The 18,623-nt window shown below is 37.2% G+C and carries 18 protein-coding genes and 4 tRNA genes; 11 read left to right on the top strand and 11 right to left on the bottom strand.

Annotated features, from left to right (window positions below; genetic code table 11):
- Positions 1-118 precede the first annotated feature (118 nt).
- The gene (locus RAO94_03300) at positions 119-379 is read left to right on the top strand and encodes a TfoX/Sxy family protein (GenBank protein MDP8321358.1); all 261 of its coding nucleotides are present in this window, start codon (positions 119-121) and stop codon (positions 377-379) included.
- Positions 380-433: 54 nt separating this feature from the next.
- Here the strand turns inward: RAO94_03300 and RAO94_03295 are convergent, their stop codons facing one another.
- Entirely contained in the window at positions 434-922 is a 489-nt protein-coding gene (locus RAO94_03295) for a hypothetical protein (protein MDP8321357.1), read from the bottom strand.
- A 358-nt stretch (positions 923-1,280) separates the two neighbouring features.
- On the opposite strand from RAO94_03295, the gene RAO94_03290 reads away from it, so the two are divergent.
- From RAO94_03290 to RAO94_03255, 8 genes are all read left to right on the top strand, one after another.
- Positions 1,281-2,459, top strand: coding sequence for a divergent polysaccharide deacetylase family protein (locus RAO94_03290; GenBank protein MDP8321356.1), 1,179 nt, complete (start codon positions 1,281-1,283; stop codon positions 2,457-2,459).
- A gap of 16 nt (positions 2,460-2,475) precedes the next feature.
- The gene (locus RAO94_03285; protein ID MDP8321355.1) at positions 2,476-3,291 is read left to right on the top strand and encodes an undecaprenyl-diphosphate phosphatase; all 816 of its coding nucleotides are present in this window, start codon (positions 2,476-2,478) and stop codon (positions 3,289-3,291) included.
- Position 3,292: 1 nt separating this feature from the next.
- Entirely contained in the window at positions 3,293-4,324 is a 1,032-nt protein-coding gene (gene holA / locus RAO94_03280) for a DNA polymerase III subunit delta (protein ID MDP8321354.1), read from the top strand.
- Entirely contained in the window at positions 4,324-5,208 is an 885-nt protein-coding gene (gene era / locus RAO94_03275; protein MDP8321353.1) for a GTPase Era, read from the top strand. Before holA ends, era begins: the two co-directional genes overlap by 1 nt.
- Positions 5,209-5,380: 172 nt before the next feature.
- Positions 5,381-5,466, top strand: a tRNA-Ser gene (locus RAO94_03270).
- A 20-nt stretch (positions 5,467-5,486) separates the two neighbouring features.
- Positions 5,487-5,579: transfer RNA gene (locus RAO94_03265), tRNA-Ser, on the top strand.
- Between the two features lie 21 nt (positions 5,580-5,600).
- Positions 5,601-5,675, top strand: a tRNA-Gln gene (locus tag RAO94_03260).
- Between the two features lie 13 nt (positions 5,676-5,688).
- Positions 5,689-5,762, top strand: a tRNA-Gln gene (locus RAO94_03255).
- Between the two features lie 58 nt (positions 5,763-5,820).
- Here RAO94_03255 and RAO94_03250 read toward each other — a convergent pair.
- The 9 genes from RAO94_03250 to RAO94_03210 form a co-directional block, all read right to left on the bottom strand.
- The gene (locus RAO94_03250; GenBank protein ID MDP8321352.1) at positions 5,821-7,020 is read right to left on the bottom strand and encodes a cation:proton antiporter; all 1,200 of its coding nucleotides are present in this window, start codon (positions 7,018-7,020) and stop codon (positions 5,821-5,823) included.
- Entirely contained in the window at positions 7,020-7,343 is a 324-nt protein-coding gene (locus RAO94_03245) for a hypothetical protein (GenBank protein ID MDP8321351.1), read from the bottom strand. The genes RAO94_03250 and RAO94_03245 overlap by 1 nt, the downstream gene beginning before the upstream one ends.
- A gap of 10 nt (positions 7,344-7,353) precedes the next feature.
- Complete coding sequence (locus tag RAO94_03240; GenBank protein MDP8321350.1) at positions 7,354-7,815, bottom strand: PTS sugar transporter subunit IIA; 462 nt, start codon at positions 7,813-7,815, stop codon at positions 7,354-7,356.
- A 166-nt stretch (positions 7,816-7,981) separates the two neighbouring features.
- Positions 7,982-9,244, bottom strand: coding sequence for a hypothetical protein (locus tag RAO94_03235; GenBank protein MDP8321349.1), 1,263 nt, complete (start codon positions 9,242-9,244; stop codon positions 7,982-7,984).
- A 164-nt stretch (positions 9,245-9,408) separates the two neighbouring features.
- Entirely contained in the window at positions 9,409-10,671 is a 1,263-nt protein-coding gene (locus tag RAO94_03230; protein ID MDP8321348.1) for a hypothetical protein, read from the bottom strand.
- 100 nt (positions 10,672-10,771) lie between these two features.
- Positions 10,772-11,677: a hypothetical protein gene (locus RAO94_03225; protein MDP8321347.1), complete on the bottom strand. Its 906-nt coding sequence runs from the start codon at positions 11,675-11,677 to the stop codon at positions 10,772-10,774.
- Between the two features lie 8 nt (positions 11,678-11,685).
- Positions 11,686-14,004, bottom strand: a complete 2,319-nt coding sequence (locus tag RAO94_03220; GenBank protein MDP8321346.1) for a TonB-dependent receptor — start codon at positions 14,002-14,004, stop codon at positions 11,686-11,688.
- A 52-nt stretch (positions 14,005-14,056) separates the two neighbouring features.
- Positions 14,057-14,707 (bottom strand): helix-turn-helix domain-containing protein, encoded by a 651-nt coding sequence (locus RAO94_03215; GenBank protein MDP8321345.1) that lies wholly within the window; start codon positions 14,705-14,707, stop codon positions 14,057-14,059.
- A 697-nt stretch (positions 14,708-15,404) separates the two neighbouring features.
- A complete protein-coding gene (locus RAO94_03210; GenBank protein ID MDP8321344.1) occupies positions 15,405-15,620 on the bottom strand; it encodes a hypothetical protein in 216 nt (71 codons plus the stop codon).
- 216 nt (positions 15,621-15,836) lie between these two features.
- On the opposite strand from RAO94_03210, the gene RAO94_03205 reads away from it, so the two are divergent.
- The gene (locus RAO94_03205; protein MDP8321343.1) at positions 15,837-16,406 is read left to right on the top strand and encodes a hypothetical protein; all 570 of its coding nucleotides are present in this window, start codon (positions 15,837-15,839) and stop codon (positions 16,404-16,406) included.
- Positions 16,396-17,592 (top strand): hypothetical protein, encoded by a 1,197-nt coding sequence (locus RAO94_03200; GenBank protein ID MDP8321342.1) that lies wholly within the window; start codon positions 16,396-16,398, stop codon positions 17,590-17,592. The genes RAO94_03205 and RAO94_03200 overlap by 11 nt, the downstream gene beginning before the upstream one ends.
- Positions 17,593-18,116: 524 nt before the next feature.
- Here RAO94_03200 and RAO94_03195 read toward each other — a convergent pair.
- Entirely contained in the window at positions 18,117-18,509 is a 393-nt protein-coding gene (locus tag RAO94_03195; protein MDP8321341.1) for a hypothetical protein, read from the bottom strand.
- Positions 18,510-18,623 lie beyond the last annotated feature (114 nt).

Here is an 18,623-nt window from a genome sequence, read left to right as displayed (position 1 = left end):
GTGAAACTGGTTGAGAAATTACGGAAAGAGAAAAAATATTATCAGAAATAAAAAATATTTTTCGCTTATCAAAGAAAACTATTTATATTTTCATTAAGAAGTTAATAAGGAGGCTAAAATGAAGTTAATCAGCCTGCCAAATATTGGGAAGATATTGGAAGGGAGATTAGTAGAAGCAGGTGTCGACTCTGTGGAAAAGTTAATTGCTTTAGGGAGTAAAACAGCTTTTATGAAAATGGTGGAAATTGATAGTGAAGTGTGTATCAGTGTGATATATTCACTAGAGGGAGCAATCCAGGGAATAAGATGGCATGATCTTGACCGTAGAAAGAGAGAAGAGCTTAAAAAGTTCTATTTTGCCTGGAGAGACCCAGAATAAAAAAGGCAATATAAATTACCCAGAATATAAAAAAGGATCATCTGATCCTTTTTTTTATTCAGAAAAAACTCTAAATGACTCTTCCTCAATTACCATTTTACTCCAGTTCTGCATATCCTCAGGTATTAATTTCAAACATTCAGACACATTATGGTCAGGTTTCTGTTCTATTACACCAAGACTGAAATTATCACCAGAATAAAGCAGTTTCATAATACACTTATTTCTTTTATCACTAAGATTGAGATAGATACCATCAGGTTTTTCATTTTTAGTTGCCAGAGGGCATTGAATGAAGATCAGAGATATTTTATTGGATAAATAATAACTGAGTTTATTATCAGAATTGCTTTTTTTCAAAATTGAATTGATTTGATGAGGGCATACAATATGTCCACAATAATCACAGAAGAAACTTTTACTGGTATTTTTGTTTTTGGTTATATCAATATGTATTACCTTCAAATCTGGATAAACAGCCAGATATACCTCACCTTTAAGATTTAATCTGCTTTGGCATTTCTGCAATAATTCAGATTTCATAAAAACACTCCCTGCTTCGATAAATATAAGATAAGTCTTTTTTGAGTGAGAACAAATTTGGCAACAAAAAAAATAAAAAAAAAGAGTTGACGGCAGGATTTTTCTCATTAATATATGTTTAGGTAAGTGATAATAGTGAATCAAATGCAGCTCATGTGAGCTGAGACATAGCGACGGGGTAAACCCCGATTTGTAACAAGAGAGTTTGTTAACATCGCATTAAAGGATTAATTGGTTATCTCCTACCAACAAGTGGCATGCGGAGCGTGCCACTTTTTTTATGTCTGCCTGCTGAAAAAAGATTGACATGAGTTAGAGTATATTAAATATACCCAAAAATAATAAGGTATCAGGTGTGATGGCAAAAAGTAAAAAGCGAAGAAATGATAAAGAGAAAATAAAGAAATATAAACTTGGGAAAAAGATCAAGAGGAAAAGCCCTTTAGTAGGATTTTTACGGATAGCCACAATTGTTTTTTTGATTCTGTTTCTTGTATTGATCATTTATCATTTCCGATCTACCAAGTTGATACATAAGGCGATAGTTGCTGTTTCCGGCAGTGAGAAGATAGACCTGAATGACGTGATAGCAGAAGCTGCTGAGGATATGGGAGTAGATGAGAAGAATTTTAAACTGGCCAATAAACAGGATCATATCTATATAGAAATGGGGATCAATCCATCTGAGTGGGATTTAGTTCTGGTTAATAGCATTATCACAGGAAAAATTGAAACAGCTGGGGGAAAGCAATTATATGCAAAGGAATCTGATAATGGTAGATATCAGTTACTTCAGTTTAGTCATCCCGATAATAAGCTTCCCTTTCTGATTAAAATCTTTTACGGAAAATATGCAGCATCACTGCCAGAAGTTTTTCTAATTATTGATGATTTTGGCAGTTATATTAATTCTTTGTTAGATGAATTCTGTGAACTTGATAAAGAAGTGAGTTTTGCCATCCTTCCTAATGAAGTTTATTATGAAGAAGTGATGTATAAGGCACATGATAGCGGTCACGATATTCTTATCCACATGCCCATGGAACCAATAGATATAAAAAATAATAATCCAGGGAAGGGAGCTATACTGGTTCAGTATAATGAAAATAAGATCAAATCACTCGTGAGGGAATATATAAAAAGACTTCCTCTGGCGGTTGGCGCAAATAACCACATGGGTTCATTAGCGACTTCCCGGGTAGATATTATGGAGCCGGTTTTACAGGTGCTTAAAGAAAATAATTTAATGTTCATAGATAGCTATACTTCTGCAAATACTGTGGCAGCACAAGTGGCAGCAACCGAAAAGATGAAGATCTGGGAGCGAGACCTGTTCCTGGATGATCAAAAAGAGCTGACTGATGCAGTATTGGATAAAAAGCTCGCGAAATTGGTTGATATTTCAACCCGTTCAAATCAGATAATTGTGATAGGACATTGTCATTTCAAATCAAAACTTGAGTTTATCAAGAAATTTATTGCCCGGGCAAAAGACTCAGGATTCAGATTCTCGGCAATATCTACATTAAAAAATTAGTAAATGAGAGGTACAGATGATTGATATTATCAAAGCTGTCATATTAGGGATTATTCAAGGTATTACAGAATTTCTGCCAATCAGCAGTTCGGGTCATTTAATGCTTGGACAGCGTTTTCTGAATTTCCAAATGCCGGGGATAAGTTTTGAGGTGATGCTGCATCTGGGTACGTTGTTTGCTGTAGTGATCTATTTTTACAAGGATATTATCAATATCACGGGTTCTTTTTTTGTTGTCAGTAAGGAGGAAAAATATACCCAGAGACGTAAAACAGGTCTTCTGTTACTGGTTGCTACTATAGTCACAGGGGTACTTTATTTTGCCTTTCAGAATTATGTGGAAGGGATTTTTGATTCAACCAGCAAAACGAATATTTATATTGTCTGCATTTTTCTGGGTGTAACAGGATTTATGAATCTGATGTCTGATAAAATCAATATAAATCGCTCTTCTGCTCATGAATTAGGCATAGCTAAATCAATGATCATTGGTTTAGGGCAGGCATTTGCTTTAAATCCTGGGATTTCCCGCAGCGGTGCTACAATTACTTTCGGATTACTGGTTGGACTCAAGCGTGAAGAAGTGGCAAAATTTTCTTTCCTGCTTTCAATTCCTGCCATACTGGGTGCAGTTGTCAAAGAATTACCCAGCCTTGCCAGTTTACCAAAAGAAGACCTGATCTATTATCTTGCTGGAAGCTTCGCGGCTTTTTTATCAGGATTTTTAGTAATTTCATTTTTGATTAAAATGCTTAAACGTAGAAATATGAAAATATTTGCTTACTGGTGCTGGTTTGTTGCCATTGTAAGTGCAATATTGATCACCATCTGATATGAGTCCAAAACCGGTTGGAAAAGTATATTATAACCAATTTATTAATAGCTTTAAAAGTTATGCAGGGATCAGGATATTCTATATTTATGGCAATGATAACTATCTGAAAGACCAGGTAGTGAGTTTATTGCAGAAAAATTATACTCAACCAGATACCCGGGATTTTGATGCAATCACGCTCTATGGTGATAGTTGCTCGGGTAATGAGATTATTGAGCATTTGGAAACCCTTCCCTTTATGGCAGTATTAAAATTTCTGCTGATAAAGAACTTTGATTCACTTAAGAAGAAAGAACGAGATCTTCTGGAACGATATTGCAAGGATCCAGTCAAGTCCTCTGTCCTGGTGATGGTGGCAGAAAAAGCTGATAATAGAACCACATTTATGAAGCTCATTAATCAGCAGGGTACACTTGTGGAGTGTAAGAAACCATATAACAGCACGAACCTGTTGCGCTGGCTTGATAATGAACTTAGAATCAGAACGATCAAAATGGATTCTAAATCAAGGAATTTTTTAGTAAATAATATTGAGCTCAGCTATCAAGCAGCAGAGCAGGAGCTCGAAAAACTATACCTTTTCACACATGGCAAAAATGTATATACCCTGGAAGACGTTGAAACCACTCTGGGTGCGTACAGAGAGAATAATATATATGATCTGCAGCGTGCACTGGGAGCCAAGGATATCAAACAAAGCCAGAAAGTGCTGCAAAATATGATAGCTTCAGAGGAAGCTAATAATATTGGAGTGATGCTTACATCAATGCTTGCCAGATACTATATGACCCTCTGGAAAGTGCATATATATCGACAAAACAACTATTCTAATCGGGAAATAGTCGATAATCATCTTACAGAAGTATTTCATTCCTTTAGAGAGGAATACATGAAAGCTGCTGATAATTATTCGTCTGGACAGATCAAAGAGATATTCTCTTACCTGCTGCAGGCGGATACTGACCTTAAATCTATCAATATGAATGAAACTACGCTGTTTTTATTGATATACAAAATATGCAGGATATAATGGATAATAAATTTAAAAGTGGCTTTGTCACAATTATTGGCAAGCCTAATGTGGGTAAATCTACCCTTATGAACCGTCTTCTGGGTGAAAAACTTTCTATTGTGAGTCCTAAACCTCAAACTACCAGACATCAGATCAAAGGTATCTTGAATGGGGAAGACCTTCAGATCATTTTTCTGGATACACCTGGTTTTCTTGAACCACGTTATGAACTTCATAACAGAATGATGGATTATATAAAAATCGCTCTGAAAGATGCCGACCTTATTCTATTTATAACTGATGCCAATCATTTTCCAACTGATTATGATCAGCAGATGCTCAAATTAATAGGTAATATTAAAATCCCCAAACTGGCTTTACTCAATAAAATTGATCTGGTGGAACCAGAAACAATTGAACCACTGCTGGTGGAGTTACGTAAAGAAGATTTTGACAAAGTGATCCCTATCTCGCTGTTGGTGGAAAAGGATATTGCACCTTTTTTAGATACTATCACAACTTATTTGCCATATAATCCACCTTATTATGGTCCGGAAGAACTGAGTGATCTTCCATTGCGTTTCTTTGCCCAGGAGATCATCCGAGAACAGATTTTCCTTAATTTTCGTGATGAGATCCCTTACAGCTCTACAGTTATGGTAGAAAATTATCAGGACTTTCCTAATAAAGTGGAAATCGATGCAAATATCTGGTTGGAAAGGAAATCTCAGAAGATTATCCTGATTGGCAAAGGTGGTGAGAAAATCAAATCTTTGAGAATGAATGCAGAGAGAGAGATTTACAAAATAACAGGGAAAAGAGCAAAACTTACGCTCTGGATAAAAATAAAACCTAACTGGCGTAAAAAGAAAAACGCTCTCAAAGAGTTCGGTTATCAATAGTTTTAAGGCAATTTCCTGGTCTCTTTCATCATAAGTATCTGAAATGTATAATGGTTTCTAAATAAGCAATTTTTCTCAGGGAAATTGCTTGAAAATAAAGAACGGTTTATAAATCAAATCCAGCACAAAATACTTGACATGAAAATCTGCCTCAAATTAATGGCAAAACTTTGGAGGATTAGCTCTAACTGGTAAGACAGCGGTCTTGAAAACCGCCGGGCTTTGCCCATGGGGGTTCGAGTCCCTCATCCTCCGCCAATGATCTTTAGATTGCATGTGGAGAGGTGACCGAGCTGGCTGAAGGTGCGCGCCTGCTAAGCGTGTGTGGGGGTTAAACTTCACCGAGGGTTCGAATCCCTCCCTCTCCGCCAGCATTTTTTTTATAGATTTTTTGGGGCGTCGGCAAGTGGCAAGCCACATGGTTTTGGTCCATGCATTCAGGGGTTCGAATCCTCTCGCCCCAGCCATTTTTTATGTGAATGGGCTGTAGTATAATGGTAGTACGGCGGATTCTGGTTCCGTATGTGGGGGTTCAACTCCTCCCAGCCCAGCCAATAATAAAAGCCTTTTCCGGTTTACTGGAAAAGGCTTTTTATATTTCTATCAGTAATATTATTCTTTGATCTCTCCTGCTTTCACCAGTGCTATTTTAGTGATTATAGGTCCAAATAGCATGATGATAAAAGTAGTTGCTGTCATTACTCCGATCACCTGGTCTGCTTCATGATGGTAATTTAATTTCTCCAGCGACTTAGCAGCAGAAAGAGCTAGTCCGATAGCCACACCAGCCTGAGACAGTAGAGTGAATCCTAAATATTTTCTGGTCATTATAGGCGCTTTGGAGATTAAAGATCCGGTATATGCACCACCCCATTTACCAAGGGATCTGCTGATAATGTAGATTATTATAAGCAAGCTATAGTCATAGATAAGATTAAAATTCAGACGAGTACCAATTAAGAGAAAAAAGAGCAGATATATAGGCGGTGTCCAGTTTCCTAAGGCAGAGAAAACTTTGCGAGCATTTACTGCATTTCGGTTAACCAGGACAATACCAGCAGCCATATTTAACAGAATTGGTGAAATATTGTAACTTTCTGCTATTCCACAATTGAGCAATATCATACCAAGAGAAAAAAGCAGGATGGATACTCGATCATGAATCAATCTTGCACCAAAAGAGAAAATAAAGCCAATCGCAATGCCAGCACCAATAGCAATGGCAACTTCAAGACCGGCTTCACCAAGTGCCTTGGATACAGAAACATCTGCTGATGAACCACCCAGAAAGATCAATGCCAAAGGTATTGAAATAGAATAGATCACAAGAGCATAGATGTCATCAAGTCCCATTACTGCGAAGAGAGTGGTTGTTAAATTACCTTTTGCCCGATATTGTCTAATAACATCTGTAGTACCTGCCGGTGCTGTAGCAGCCGCCAGGGCTCCATAGATCAATCCCATAGGTAAACTATGTAACACTAGTGCTGTTACTGCTGCTACTGCCAGAAAAGCTGCTGAGGCTTCAAACAACACGATGACCACAATGCTTTTACCAAGCTTTTTTAGTTCCGAAAAACGTAGTTCTCCTCCAACTCCAAATCCAATAAATGATAGTGTGAGTACATTGATAATATTAAGGTGCTGGATTTGATCCAGATTGATCAAGTTAAGGATAGCAGGTCCTAATATAGCTCCAGCAAGGATATAACCCACTATCAATGGAGATTTAGTCAGATTTATCCCCTGAGATAGTAGATAGGCAGCAATGATAGATAAACCACTAAAAAGCATTAAAAAGGTTGTGTCCACTAATCATCTCCCCTGTATAAATGATCTACAGGTACGAGAGCTATTTCAGCCAGACTTCTACCTATTAGATCAACACCGGCAGTATGTAATTCTTCCAGGGCAAAATCTATCTGAGCCTTGCTGGCTAACCCCATGATCAATTTACTGAAACCATGTCCTCTCAGAGATTTCTGAAATCCGGCAAAGATTGGCATATCCATAGTTAGCTTATCACTAAGATTTTCTCCAGAGAGAACTAAAGTATTTTCAATGCCAGCTTCAACTAATGCCATCATTACAACATCCAGATATTTTTCTTCTAATAAATGCAATATCATATACATGTTTTTGCTCCTACCTTGTGCCTTTGATGATTTCGTATATTTCACCAGGACTTTCTGCTGACATTATCTTATTTTTAAGATCATCATTTTTCACGCGTAAAACCAATCGTGAAAGCAATTTGATATAATCTCTATCCTGACTATCTGAAGCTCCGATCATAAAGATAAGTTGAACGGGCTGATCATCAATAGATTCATACTTTACACCAACTTTGCTTCGACCCACAGCCATCACGAAATCCAATATACTACGATCTCTTGCATGAGGAACCGCAATTCCATACCCAATGCCAGTACTCATAAGTTTTTCTCGAGCTTTTATTGCTTTACTGAACTTTTTCGCATCGGTGATCTTATCGCTATGAATGATAACCTCAAGCAATTCTTCCAATGCAGATGCTTTGCTTGCTGATTGCAGGTCAATAATAAAATCTGGTCGCAAAATCTCAGAAATCTGAATAATTTTATCCATATAAACCTCCATAATATTACTTTATTCAAACACTTATAGTCCACCCCTTTATTAATCACTGATTAGTCAAGTATAATAGTTGGGATGCCATAAGGAAAATTAGTCTCGATAAAAATGCAAACGGGTAATTCAACAAAATTACCCGTTGCATTAAATTTTCTGCTATCTATCTGTTTGAAATTTCAGTTGTGAAGCTCCAGACGGGACTTGTTGAGGTCAGTTCTCCATCATGAGCTGTGATCTTCCAGTAATATGTTGTGTTGAATTCCAAAATTCCCAATTCCAGGTTTTCATCTGTAATACCCAGAGCAACAACATCTTCCTCTGATAGGTTAGGAACTGTTCCCAGGTACACTTTGTACATCAGATCATCTCCATCAGGATCACTGCAGCTCCAGCGCAGCATGGCATACACACTTTCATCTGTAGCTCCATCTGCAGGCCAGGGCATATTAGGTGGATCAGGTGGATTATTTGGGGCTCCAGTTGTAAAATGCCAGATGGGACTAAGTGTATTACTATATGCATCATAAGCATCAACTCGCCAGTAATAAGTAGTGGAAGGATCAAATTCCTCTGGAATATATGATAAATCTGTTAACCCCTGTTCAACAAGTGGAGGATCACTTTCTGTACCCAGATATATATCATAGCTGATCGCATCACCTTCAAAATCATCACATTCCCAAGTTAATTCTGCATGGGTTGATACATCAGTATCACCATCTTCGGGTGAAGGCTCACTGGGTACATCAGGAGGATAATTCCCGTATCCTGTTTCGAAACTCCACACTGGACCTTCAGTTGTCAAGTCAGTGCTTATGGCAATTATCTTCCAATAGTAAACTGTATGGTTCAAAAGTCCATTAACCTGATACTGCAAAGCATCAATATTTTCAGCAAATAATTGAGGGTTATCGTTAGTATCCAGATAAAGATCGAAGCTGATTGCATTACCATTAATATCATAACTGTACCACCGTAATAGCGGATTCAGAGAAATATTTACAGCAGCATTTGCAGGTATAGGACTGGAAGGAATAGTGGGTGGCAAGTCTTCAGCAATAGTAGTGAATTCCCATCTTTGTCCCATTGTTGTTTCAGAGCCGTCACTGGCGCGTACTTTCCAAAAGTATTCCTGAGAATATTCCAAGGTGTCTGGCTGGAAATGAGTATCTGCAATTTCACTTGCTATTACTGGGAGACTTGTAGTGTTTTTTCCCATATAAACCGTATAAGTAAGGTCGTCACCATCCGGATCAATGCAACTCCAGTGCAATTCAGGCGTAATACTAATACTGGCTGCTCCGCTTGCCGGATTGGGCGTTTGAGGAGCATTAGGAACTGTATTAACCTCAGTAGTTTCATTGTCACAGCCCACAAAAGTAATTGTAAATAAAAAGACAAATATTAACAAAACATGTTTCATATATCCCCCATTTCATAGTCTATTATTCTCAAATTAAGCCCTTTATTGATATTTCTTTTTACCAATAACTGTCAAGAAAATTAACAATCGGAGTATTTATTAGATAAATAGAAAGAGAGCAATAATTTTAAAAAAATTGCTCTCTTAATATTTTATCATTCAAATTATGGATTAAATGCCTCGGTTGTAAAACTCCAGGTATCACTGGTAGCAGTCATTTCTCCATCATGAGCGGTTATTTTCCAGTAATATGTAGTACTGTAATTCAAGGTTCCCAGCTCCCAATTCTCATCAGTGATCCCAAGGGCAATTACATTAGATTCGTCCAGATTTGGGGTAATACCAAAATAAACTTTGTACATTAGATCATCGCCGTCAGGATCATTGCAGGTCCAGCGCAGCATGGCAAAAATACTTTCACCAACTGATCCATCTGCAGGCCAGGGCATATAAGGGGCATTGGGGGGATTATTTGGATCTCCGGTAGTTATCTCCCAGATCGGTCCATGGGAATAATTATTTCCATCCCAGGCATCAATACGCCAGTAATATGTTGTTAAAGGTTCCAGAGATTCGGGATAATAAGTCATAGAACCGTAACCTAACTCCATTAGCGGAGGATTGGTATCTGTCCCGAGGTAAATATCATATACTAAATCATCATCTTCTATATCTGAGCAATTCCATGATAAGCGAGAATTTGTTGATACATCAGTAGATCCAGAGTGAGGATACGGAGTGTGAGGGATTTCCGGGGGATAATTATAATATCGTGTTTCAAAGCTCCAGGTTGGTCCTTCTGTGGTCATACCAGCACTTTTGGCAATCACTTTCCAGTAATATATGGTATGATAATCAAGGTTATGAACCTGATATTGCATCTGGGTCAGGTTTGCTGCAAAAACCTCTGGATTTTCATCCTCACTGAGGCAAAAATCAAATGTGACATTATCTCCATTAATATCATAACTGTACCAGCGGAAAAGTTGATCAATTTCCAAGTCAATTATGCTATCAGCTGGAACCGGGTTATCTGGTATTGTTGGTGGCATGTTTTCTTCCACGGTATTAAATCGCCACTGTGCTCCAGAAGTGGTTTCCTTTCCATCATTAGCTCTCACTTTCCAGTAATAACGCTGTGAATAGTCCAGAGTATCTAAAGTAAAATAAGTTTCACTTATACCACTGGCAACAACTTCCAAAGCTTCTGTTCTGCCTAGATAAACAGTATATGTGAGAGCATCACCATCTTGATCATCACAACTCCAGCTTAACTCGGTTACATTACCTACGCTGGTAGCTCCATCTGCAGGATTGGGAAATTGAGGGACATCAGGTGCAGAATTTCCATCTGTGTTACCGTTATCGCAACCGCTAAAAATTAAAGCCGTCATTATTACAATCAGAAATAGCAGAAATTTTCTCATAAATTCTCCTAATTATATTTTCTTTATGAAAATCAATTAAGCATTATTTATGCCAAATTTATCCAATTCGCAATTTTTTATCGAAATATTCTCTATACTGCTACTTGATTATCCTCGTATAAAGCTTTTTACCGCATTTTGAGCCAAATACGCCTATTCCACCAATGATACCTCCTGCTGTATATCCGTCACTTTTATACAAATACTTTAGATAGTTACTGTCAATAGAATAGACGCTTGCTTCTGTTTTGCCATAAAATAGTAAACTCGATTGATAGCTGTTAAAATTCACCATGAAATTATCCGGCTGATACATATAATAGCCCAGATTACGTCTGGGATACTGATGTACGTCTCCCATATATTCCTGATTATCTACAGGAAAATCATTGTCTTCAGGTGGATATGTGTATTCCGCATTCCAGTATTCCTCAAGACAGTAAAATTCTGTAAGAAGATTAAATTCCTGATTATCCAGAGTTCCAATTTGAATGGGATGATTTGAATTTACTTCTTCAAGGATTAACTCAGGCCACTGACCATCATCAGGATAATCACTCCAGGCAGGGATGTCGCTTACAATGCTATCACCAAATACAGATATCTGGTTGGGCACAATTGTCTCCCCTGATAATTGGATATTTTCACTTAAACTTGCTTCAATTCTATATTCTAATCCTGTTTTTATCAATAATTCCTCATTTAGATCTATATAACCACCAGCTGCAGCATCCCACACCAGGATCACACTTTGTCTGATCTGACTATCTGCTAATTCCATAAGCACGATTTCTGCATCAGTTACTGATAGTGTGGTATCCATTAAGCTGCTGATTCCCATGGTTTTCCCTAATAATATAGTATGGTCTGTATCAACATAATATCCTGCTTCCAGAATGCCGCAAAGGTAGTAACTTAGTTCACTATATCTTCTGGGTGCTGTATTATCGCTACAGGCGATCAGTAAAAAGATGCTTATCAAAGCCAGGATAATAAAATTCTTCATAATTCCTCCTACCAGGATATATTAACGCCCAGAAAGGGCATTCTGCCAAACATATATGTATCACGATATTTCAGTGCTATTTCTGAATTATCAGTTTCTGGATACCAGTCTCGGGTCCACACATTATTTCTATCTAAAGCATTTATCATCATAAAGTATGGTTCGATACTCCATTGATCAAATTCCCATTTGAATTTCAGGCTCAAATCTAATCTGGAATAATCGGGTAGCCGTTCATTATCTAGATAGCCTTCTACAAATTGATAGCCAAATTCATCTTCATATATACCCTCTGGTGTCTGCTGAGGTTGACCCGTTCCAAAGGTGTAAACCACACCGAGAGTTACTTCACTGCCCAGGATAAACTGACCCGTTTCTCGAGTGAGATAGTAATTTTCCAGTAATTTCAGGTTATGGGTTCTATCATGTGTGGGATAAAAGAATTCTGATTCACCTGTATCTGGATTAATGTTCATCCCATCTATCTGGATGCGTGTCTGACTGTATGAATAACTGATAAATCCTTCCATTCCGTACCATTGGGAAGCCATTAGCAATTCACCACCCCAGCTATAACCATCTCCCACATTATATGCATCAGATAAATAATAACCATCATTCCATTCATAAAATACATCTTCATTAATAGCTACTTGATTACGCAGGTCTTTATAATATCCTTCTACCTGCAAGGACAGATTTCCGCTGAACCGCTTTTGCCAACCCAGCACATAATGATCTGCTTCCCCTGGTTCCACACTTTTATCAATTGGCATCCACAAAGTCATTGGCCAGTCAGTTCGATTGGCAGTGGTCAAGTACTGATAGTATCTGCCATAGCTAAAGAAAGCACTACTATTGGCAGGCAGTCTTCTCCGAAGCGAGAATCGTGGTGACAGCCTATAGAAATCCACTATATCCTTATCAGGATGATATTCACTTGTCGCCTCGCACCAGGTGAATCGTAATCCGGGTTGTATTGTCCAATTGTCATTTAATTCCCAACTGTCTTGAACATAACCGCTAGCCTGGTAAGAAGGTACTTCCAGCCAGGGGTAATGACTGGTGTTGATATCAAGATCTGTTGCTGCACCAAACGTGATATTCAGATATTTACCTTCAAAGCCAAATTCCATTTTGTGAGATGCATTTGCCTGTAAATGAAAATTGCCCTTTATGGTGACATCATTTATCTGGTTCTCCTGCGTGACGGAAGCATCACTGTCGAAACTCTGCTTTAGATCGAAGTGAAACCTGCTGTTGGATAGATTAAAATTACCATACATCGTGGAATTGAAGATATGACGCCATTGACCGGTATAGGTATTATTGCCCCAAACCATATCAGTTGCTTCACCTTCATTAGAATAGAAGTTGTCCTCTCCAAAATAAGTACTGAAAAATACTTTGTCATACTTTCCCGCATCCCAGTTTATCTTTAGGTGTCCATCATAAAATCCCATATCAGGGACATCCAGGGGAAATACATCATACATTGTTCTGCGAAAAGATGCCATAATGGAACCCTTCTCACCAAGTAATGACCAGGGACCCTGCACCGTAGCTGCAGCGCTCATCATACTAAGTCGAAATATTCCTTCCATTTCCTGCCGGTTACCATCTTTATTACGAATATCAAGTACCGAAGACAACCGGTCTCCATATTTACTGGGAAATCCGGCTTTATATAGATTCACACTCGCGATGGCATCCGTATTAAATGTGCTGTAGATACCACCCAAATGAGATGGATTATAGACGTCAGTGTCATCAAGGAGTATCTGGTTCTGATCCGGTGTACCACCCCGCACATATAAACCGTTTGATTGTTCATTTAGGCTGGAAACTCCCGGCAGTATCTGAATAGCTTTGATCACATCCGCATCGGCTGCCTGCGGCAGGTCTGCTATCAGATCACCTTTCAATTCCAGCTTACCTGACATTATTTCCTGGCTTTCAGCGTCAAAGTCTATCCTCTGCCGTGTAACAGCACCACTTACGCCAGTGCCTGCTACCTGAATAGCTTCACGTTCCAGCTTAAAATTAAGATACTGATCATCAAGTTCATCTGCTATCACGATCTGACTCTCTTTCACCCTGTAGCCCATGCAGACCACTTTTACCAGATATTCACCGGCAACCACATCGGTTATTGTGAATATACCGTCCAGATTTGTCTGCGAACCGCGCTCGATTTCCGGTAGCAGCACATTTGCATACGTGATCCGCTCTCCATTAGCAGCAGATACAATATAACCACTCACAGTCGCTGCACTCAGTCCCAGCCCCAATACCATCAATACTGTAAAAACCACTGTTTTTTTCATAAAAACACTCCTATTAATTAACATTGTTTATTATTAAGCCCCAAAAATATACTTATTCCAGACCTTTTTCTTCATTCATTTTTGCCAGCTTTGCTGCCAGTATCTGTTGCGTGCCACCCCCGTAAAAAGAAAACATTTCCTCTGCTACTATTTTTACCTTCTCCAAACTATAGTCATTAACTACTACTTCTATCAATGAATCTGCCACACTTTGAGATATTAGATAAATAGTTCTCTTATTGACTTTCAGTTCACCACTGCCCATTACCACCCATACTTCCTGCAATGACTGCCAGTATATCTCACCATACCAGCGGATAAGTTCTTCCTTAAAACCTTCCAGACTCGACCCGCCTGCACCAGTTAATAAAAGCTTTAGATCCTCACGATATTTCATGATAAAGCCATATACTGAAATTACCATTGCTTCATGTTCATCACTTTCTGCCTTACTCCCTTTGGGTATTTTCTCATGATGGTGATGCAAACCCAGCTTCATCATCTCTATATTACCGATTATTGGAGCTAATAATTCTCGAAATAATTCATCTTTACTCTCAAAGTAGCGATAAATATTACCTACAGTCATACCTGCTTCTCCGGCAATTGTCCGTAAGCTTGCCTTGCGGAAACCATTTTCCAGGAATTCACGTCGCGCCTGCCTGAGTATTTCTAATCTTACATCATCTTTTAATACCTGCATATTAATATCTCCAATAAACGGTGTTCACTATTAATAATGTGATTGCTGATGTCAATAATCTTCTTTACTGATATAATCCTGATCAATAAATAAAACGCAATATGTAGAGTAAACGTAATAATATTATAAGATATAAGAATAAATATCAAGATTATCCGATACTGTGAATTAGTACACTTGTAACCCACAGGGAACCCACTCTGGGGGTACAGGGAAGATAAAGCAAACAGGAAAAGTAGATAAATACCTGTAATTAAGGTATTTACAAGGGAATGTGGCAAAAACCTGTGAAATAGGCAAAAATGGAACGCCTGGAGAACAATATATCAAGTAATAAAATAGATCAATAATATTTGAACTGATGCATTGTAAACCACAGGAAATATACTTCAAGCAGGAAAATTAACTATTTCATCGGCGGAATTTTAGCCGTCCGTTTCTCTTTGCCATTTTATAACCTTAGTAGATATTCACTATCGGGCCAAAGAAATCAGGATAAGTTTTCAGATCAAGAATCTCTTTCGATAATTTCTCATCTTCAATTATACAAATGCAATTTAGCTTTCAGAATTTTCTAGCCTCCTTAATTTTTATTTTTTACAAGCAAAACATAAAAGATATTCTTAGTATTTAGTTCATTGAATTTGCTAATTGTAATGTATAATTCGAGTTATAAATTTCCGATGTTTCCCGGTTGTTATAAGCTACACACCAAAAAAACAGCCCTTCCTTCTGGAAGGTCTGGGTATGAGTTACTGGTTACTTCATCAGGTTTAAAAAAGAAGAATTCCAGACCTAATACAACATTAAATTCTGTCTGTTCATTATCAGGTTGAACGACAGATACATCAGAATCATATTCTCCAAAGCCCCTAAGATAGTTTAGTCCAAAATCCAGATAGACATTTTCCACTAGCGGATGTAATAACCAACTTCCAATTTTATGTACAGATCCGAGATGGCACAGATTTTATTGCTTCTATTCCGCTTGCCTGCGGGTGCACTTCATAGCGGCAGCTAAATCTGAAATGAAGAAATCAAAGAGAAATAAATTTACACAAAAAAAAACTTGACTAGCAAATACTCCAAGAGGTATTATAAAATTCTAAATACTGAGGGGGAAAATATTATGAATAAGTTAAAATTTGTCATTCTTTTTATAATCCTGGGGATTCTTGCAAGTTGTGCTGTTAATAAACAAAAATACACTATATTAACACCAGCGGAATTTGAAAAGGAAATCACAAAGTATAAAAATACTGATAATCAATGGTCGATATATAAACGTTATATTTTAGTACCAGAGCTAGAGAAAATAAATATGGATAGTCCAAGCAGCGGAAAAGACGGCAGTTTATTAGCAGAGACATTTATGTTGTTGAGGAAGAATAAATTAGAAGAACTAAAAATATTGATTGATAATTCAGATGATACTAATGAATTAGAATTATGTTGGGGTCTTTATTATTTTTACATAGAGGATTATTCACAAGCCCTGGAATATTTAAATAAATCAAAAAGCACTTCATCATATAAATACTTAAATCTATTACTAATAGCCGATGCGACCCTTGAGAGGGATAACATTGCATATAACAAGGGTTTTCGGCTTTACCAGAAAGTACTTGATGCCACTGATAACGAAGCTGAAAAAGATGTAATTAGAATAAGAGCAAAGTTGCTGCGATATGGAGGATAAAATGAAACCATTAGTAAGATACAGTGTATTTTTAGTATTCGCGATTTTCCTGATTGGATGTTCTCCTGCCGTAGAACTTACTAAAGACCTGCAGAACACTAAATGTAGGATGACATATTTGCATGATAAGCCAGTCAACAAACAAAAGAAGGACATTTCTGTGTTCATAGACAGCGTTAATTATAATATAGAAAATCCAATTGAAAATACTTTGGTTGAAAAAAAGCGGGGGATCGTAATCCCTTTTATATTTATTAATTATTGGAATTACAAATATGAATGTACCTTGGGAAATAGAAATATTGAGGAGGAGATACCAGATTTTATGAGGACTTCCCTGATGACCGAGGCTATGCGAACCGGTACATTTTTGGTATCTATGAATCCATCTGAAGAACCAGATACCGAAGCAGAATATAATTTGAATATCAGCCTGAATGCTTATAAAGCCAGCGGTCCTTATTATTATGCTGGGTTTTTCTATTGGTATGTTTCACCCGCTGGATATGGCTTTGGTTATTATCATAAACATAAAGTGAAGCCTGCAGCAGTGACAACGATAGTATCAATGAAGCTGCAAAGAGATGGAGAAACTCTTTTGGAAAAGGAATACTCACTAAATAGAGCATCAGAAATAATTCCACAATTTGATCGTAATTTAAAGATACTATTGGCTAACAATTATATTAGAAGTATGACAGAAGCGTTTGCGATCAACATCAAAGATATCTCAGAAGCAATTGTAGAAGACTTGAATGATTATTTTAATGAAAATGAGGTGGAAAGGGATTACGTGCCTGAAAGCCTTGTGGATAGTTTGTTAATTCAGGTAGAACTAATGGAAGCTAAGACTCATTATGAAGTTTTATTAGAAAAAAAAGAAGAAATTGATAATTTTCTCAAAGATGATGAATCTCAAAATCAAGACAAAGATCCTTTGGTAATGTTTTTTGTAATCTGTAATAAAAATGTTTTAGAATATATTGAAGGCAAGATAGTAGGTGTAGAAGATTCTGTAATAGAAATTGAAAGTGACACAACCCTATATTTGGTCAATAAGTCATTAATTTTTTCTGTCATAGATTATAGGGATAAGGATATAACAGAAAAGATTAAAAGTTTTAAAAAATATGTATCATATAAAAAGAAAGATGAATATTCTGAAGTAATTTTAATTAATGAGTAAAATCGGACACTGAAAGTATTCAATAATCAATCTACGGCAGGAATTACAAAAATCTGTAGTTAATTGAACACTGCCAGGTTCTGATCAATCGAGATTCAAATAAACAGGCTTTCCGCAGAAATTATTGTCTAACCACTAATTTCTGCGGAGAACCATTAATTTAACATAATACTTTCAACACAATGAAATCAACATAGCACTACCATAGAATGAAATGTACCTTGTTGGTTTAGTAACAATTAAGGCACAAAAACACCCATTAGTAGCTTATTTCTGTAAATGTATGTCACTATTTGAACGTGCAATAGAATTTGATATCAGATTTACTATTGATATCGCCACATTTTCGGAGAACTTTAACTGTGCAAATTCTATATCGGGATAACCTGCAATAAGTTCAAATACAAGGTTACTCGCTGAGCCTGATAACACACTTATGCTTAGATCCCCTGGTGAAAGTTATGCTATCTGGATAAGCAAAGTGATTACAAAGAATATCAGTCTATTGCTACTAGCCTTGATGATCACTTAAATCTATAACTTATTCCAGCGTAAAGTTTCTTTCCAGATTGCCAGCTTGTAAATTCCACAGGCAAGATGTTTTCATTCAAACCATAATCACTGCTGTCATATACGGTTGCCCATCTGTATGACGAACTACCTAAGGCATATCCGAGGCCATAACCTGCAAGACAGCCTAAGATCAAGGCAGGATAATTTATCACGTATTCAGTGGTGTAGTATCCAGGTTCTTCTTCAATTGTCGCAATACCAACAATTGTCCCCACAATGAATTCACCGACCAATCCCATTGTAAATCCGTTATGTCCATTAGTTATTTGCAGCTTATAAATATCAGAAGTATTGATTTCCTTTGCTTTACCTCCATAGGTTGTTCCCTTAAAAGCTTTCTTCACATTAGATAACTTATTATAAATAAATAAGTTAAAATCGCATAAAACATCTTGACTACCTCCTAACTGACAATAAATTGTCATAAAGTTTTACAGGACAATAGATTAAAAGGAGTC

This window comes from Candidatus Stygibacter australis, assembly GCA_030765845.1.
In the GTDB taxonomy this organism is placed as follows: domain Bacteria; phylum Cloacimonadota; class Cloacimonadia; order Cloacimonadales; family TCS61; genus Stygibacter; species Stygibacter australis.
Note: the sequence above shows the minus strand (reverse complement) of the source record. Positions and strands in the feature narration are given on the sequence as shown.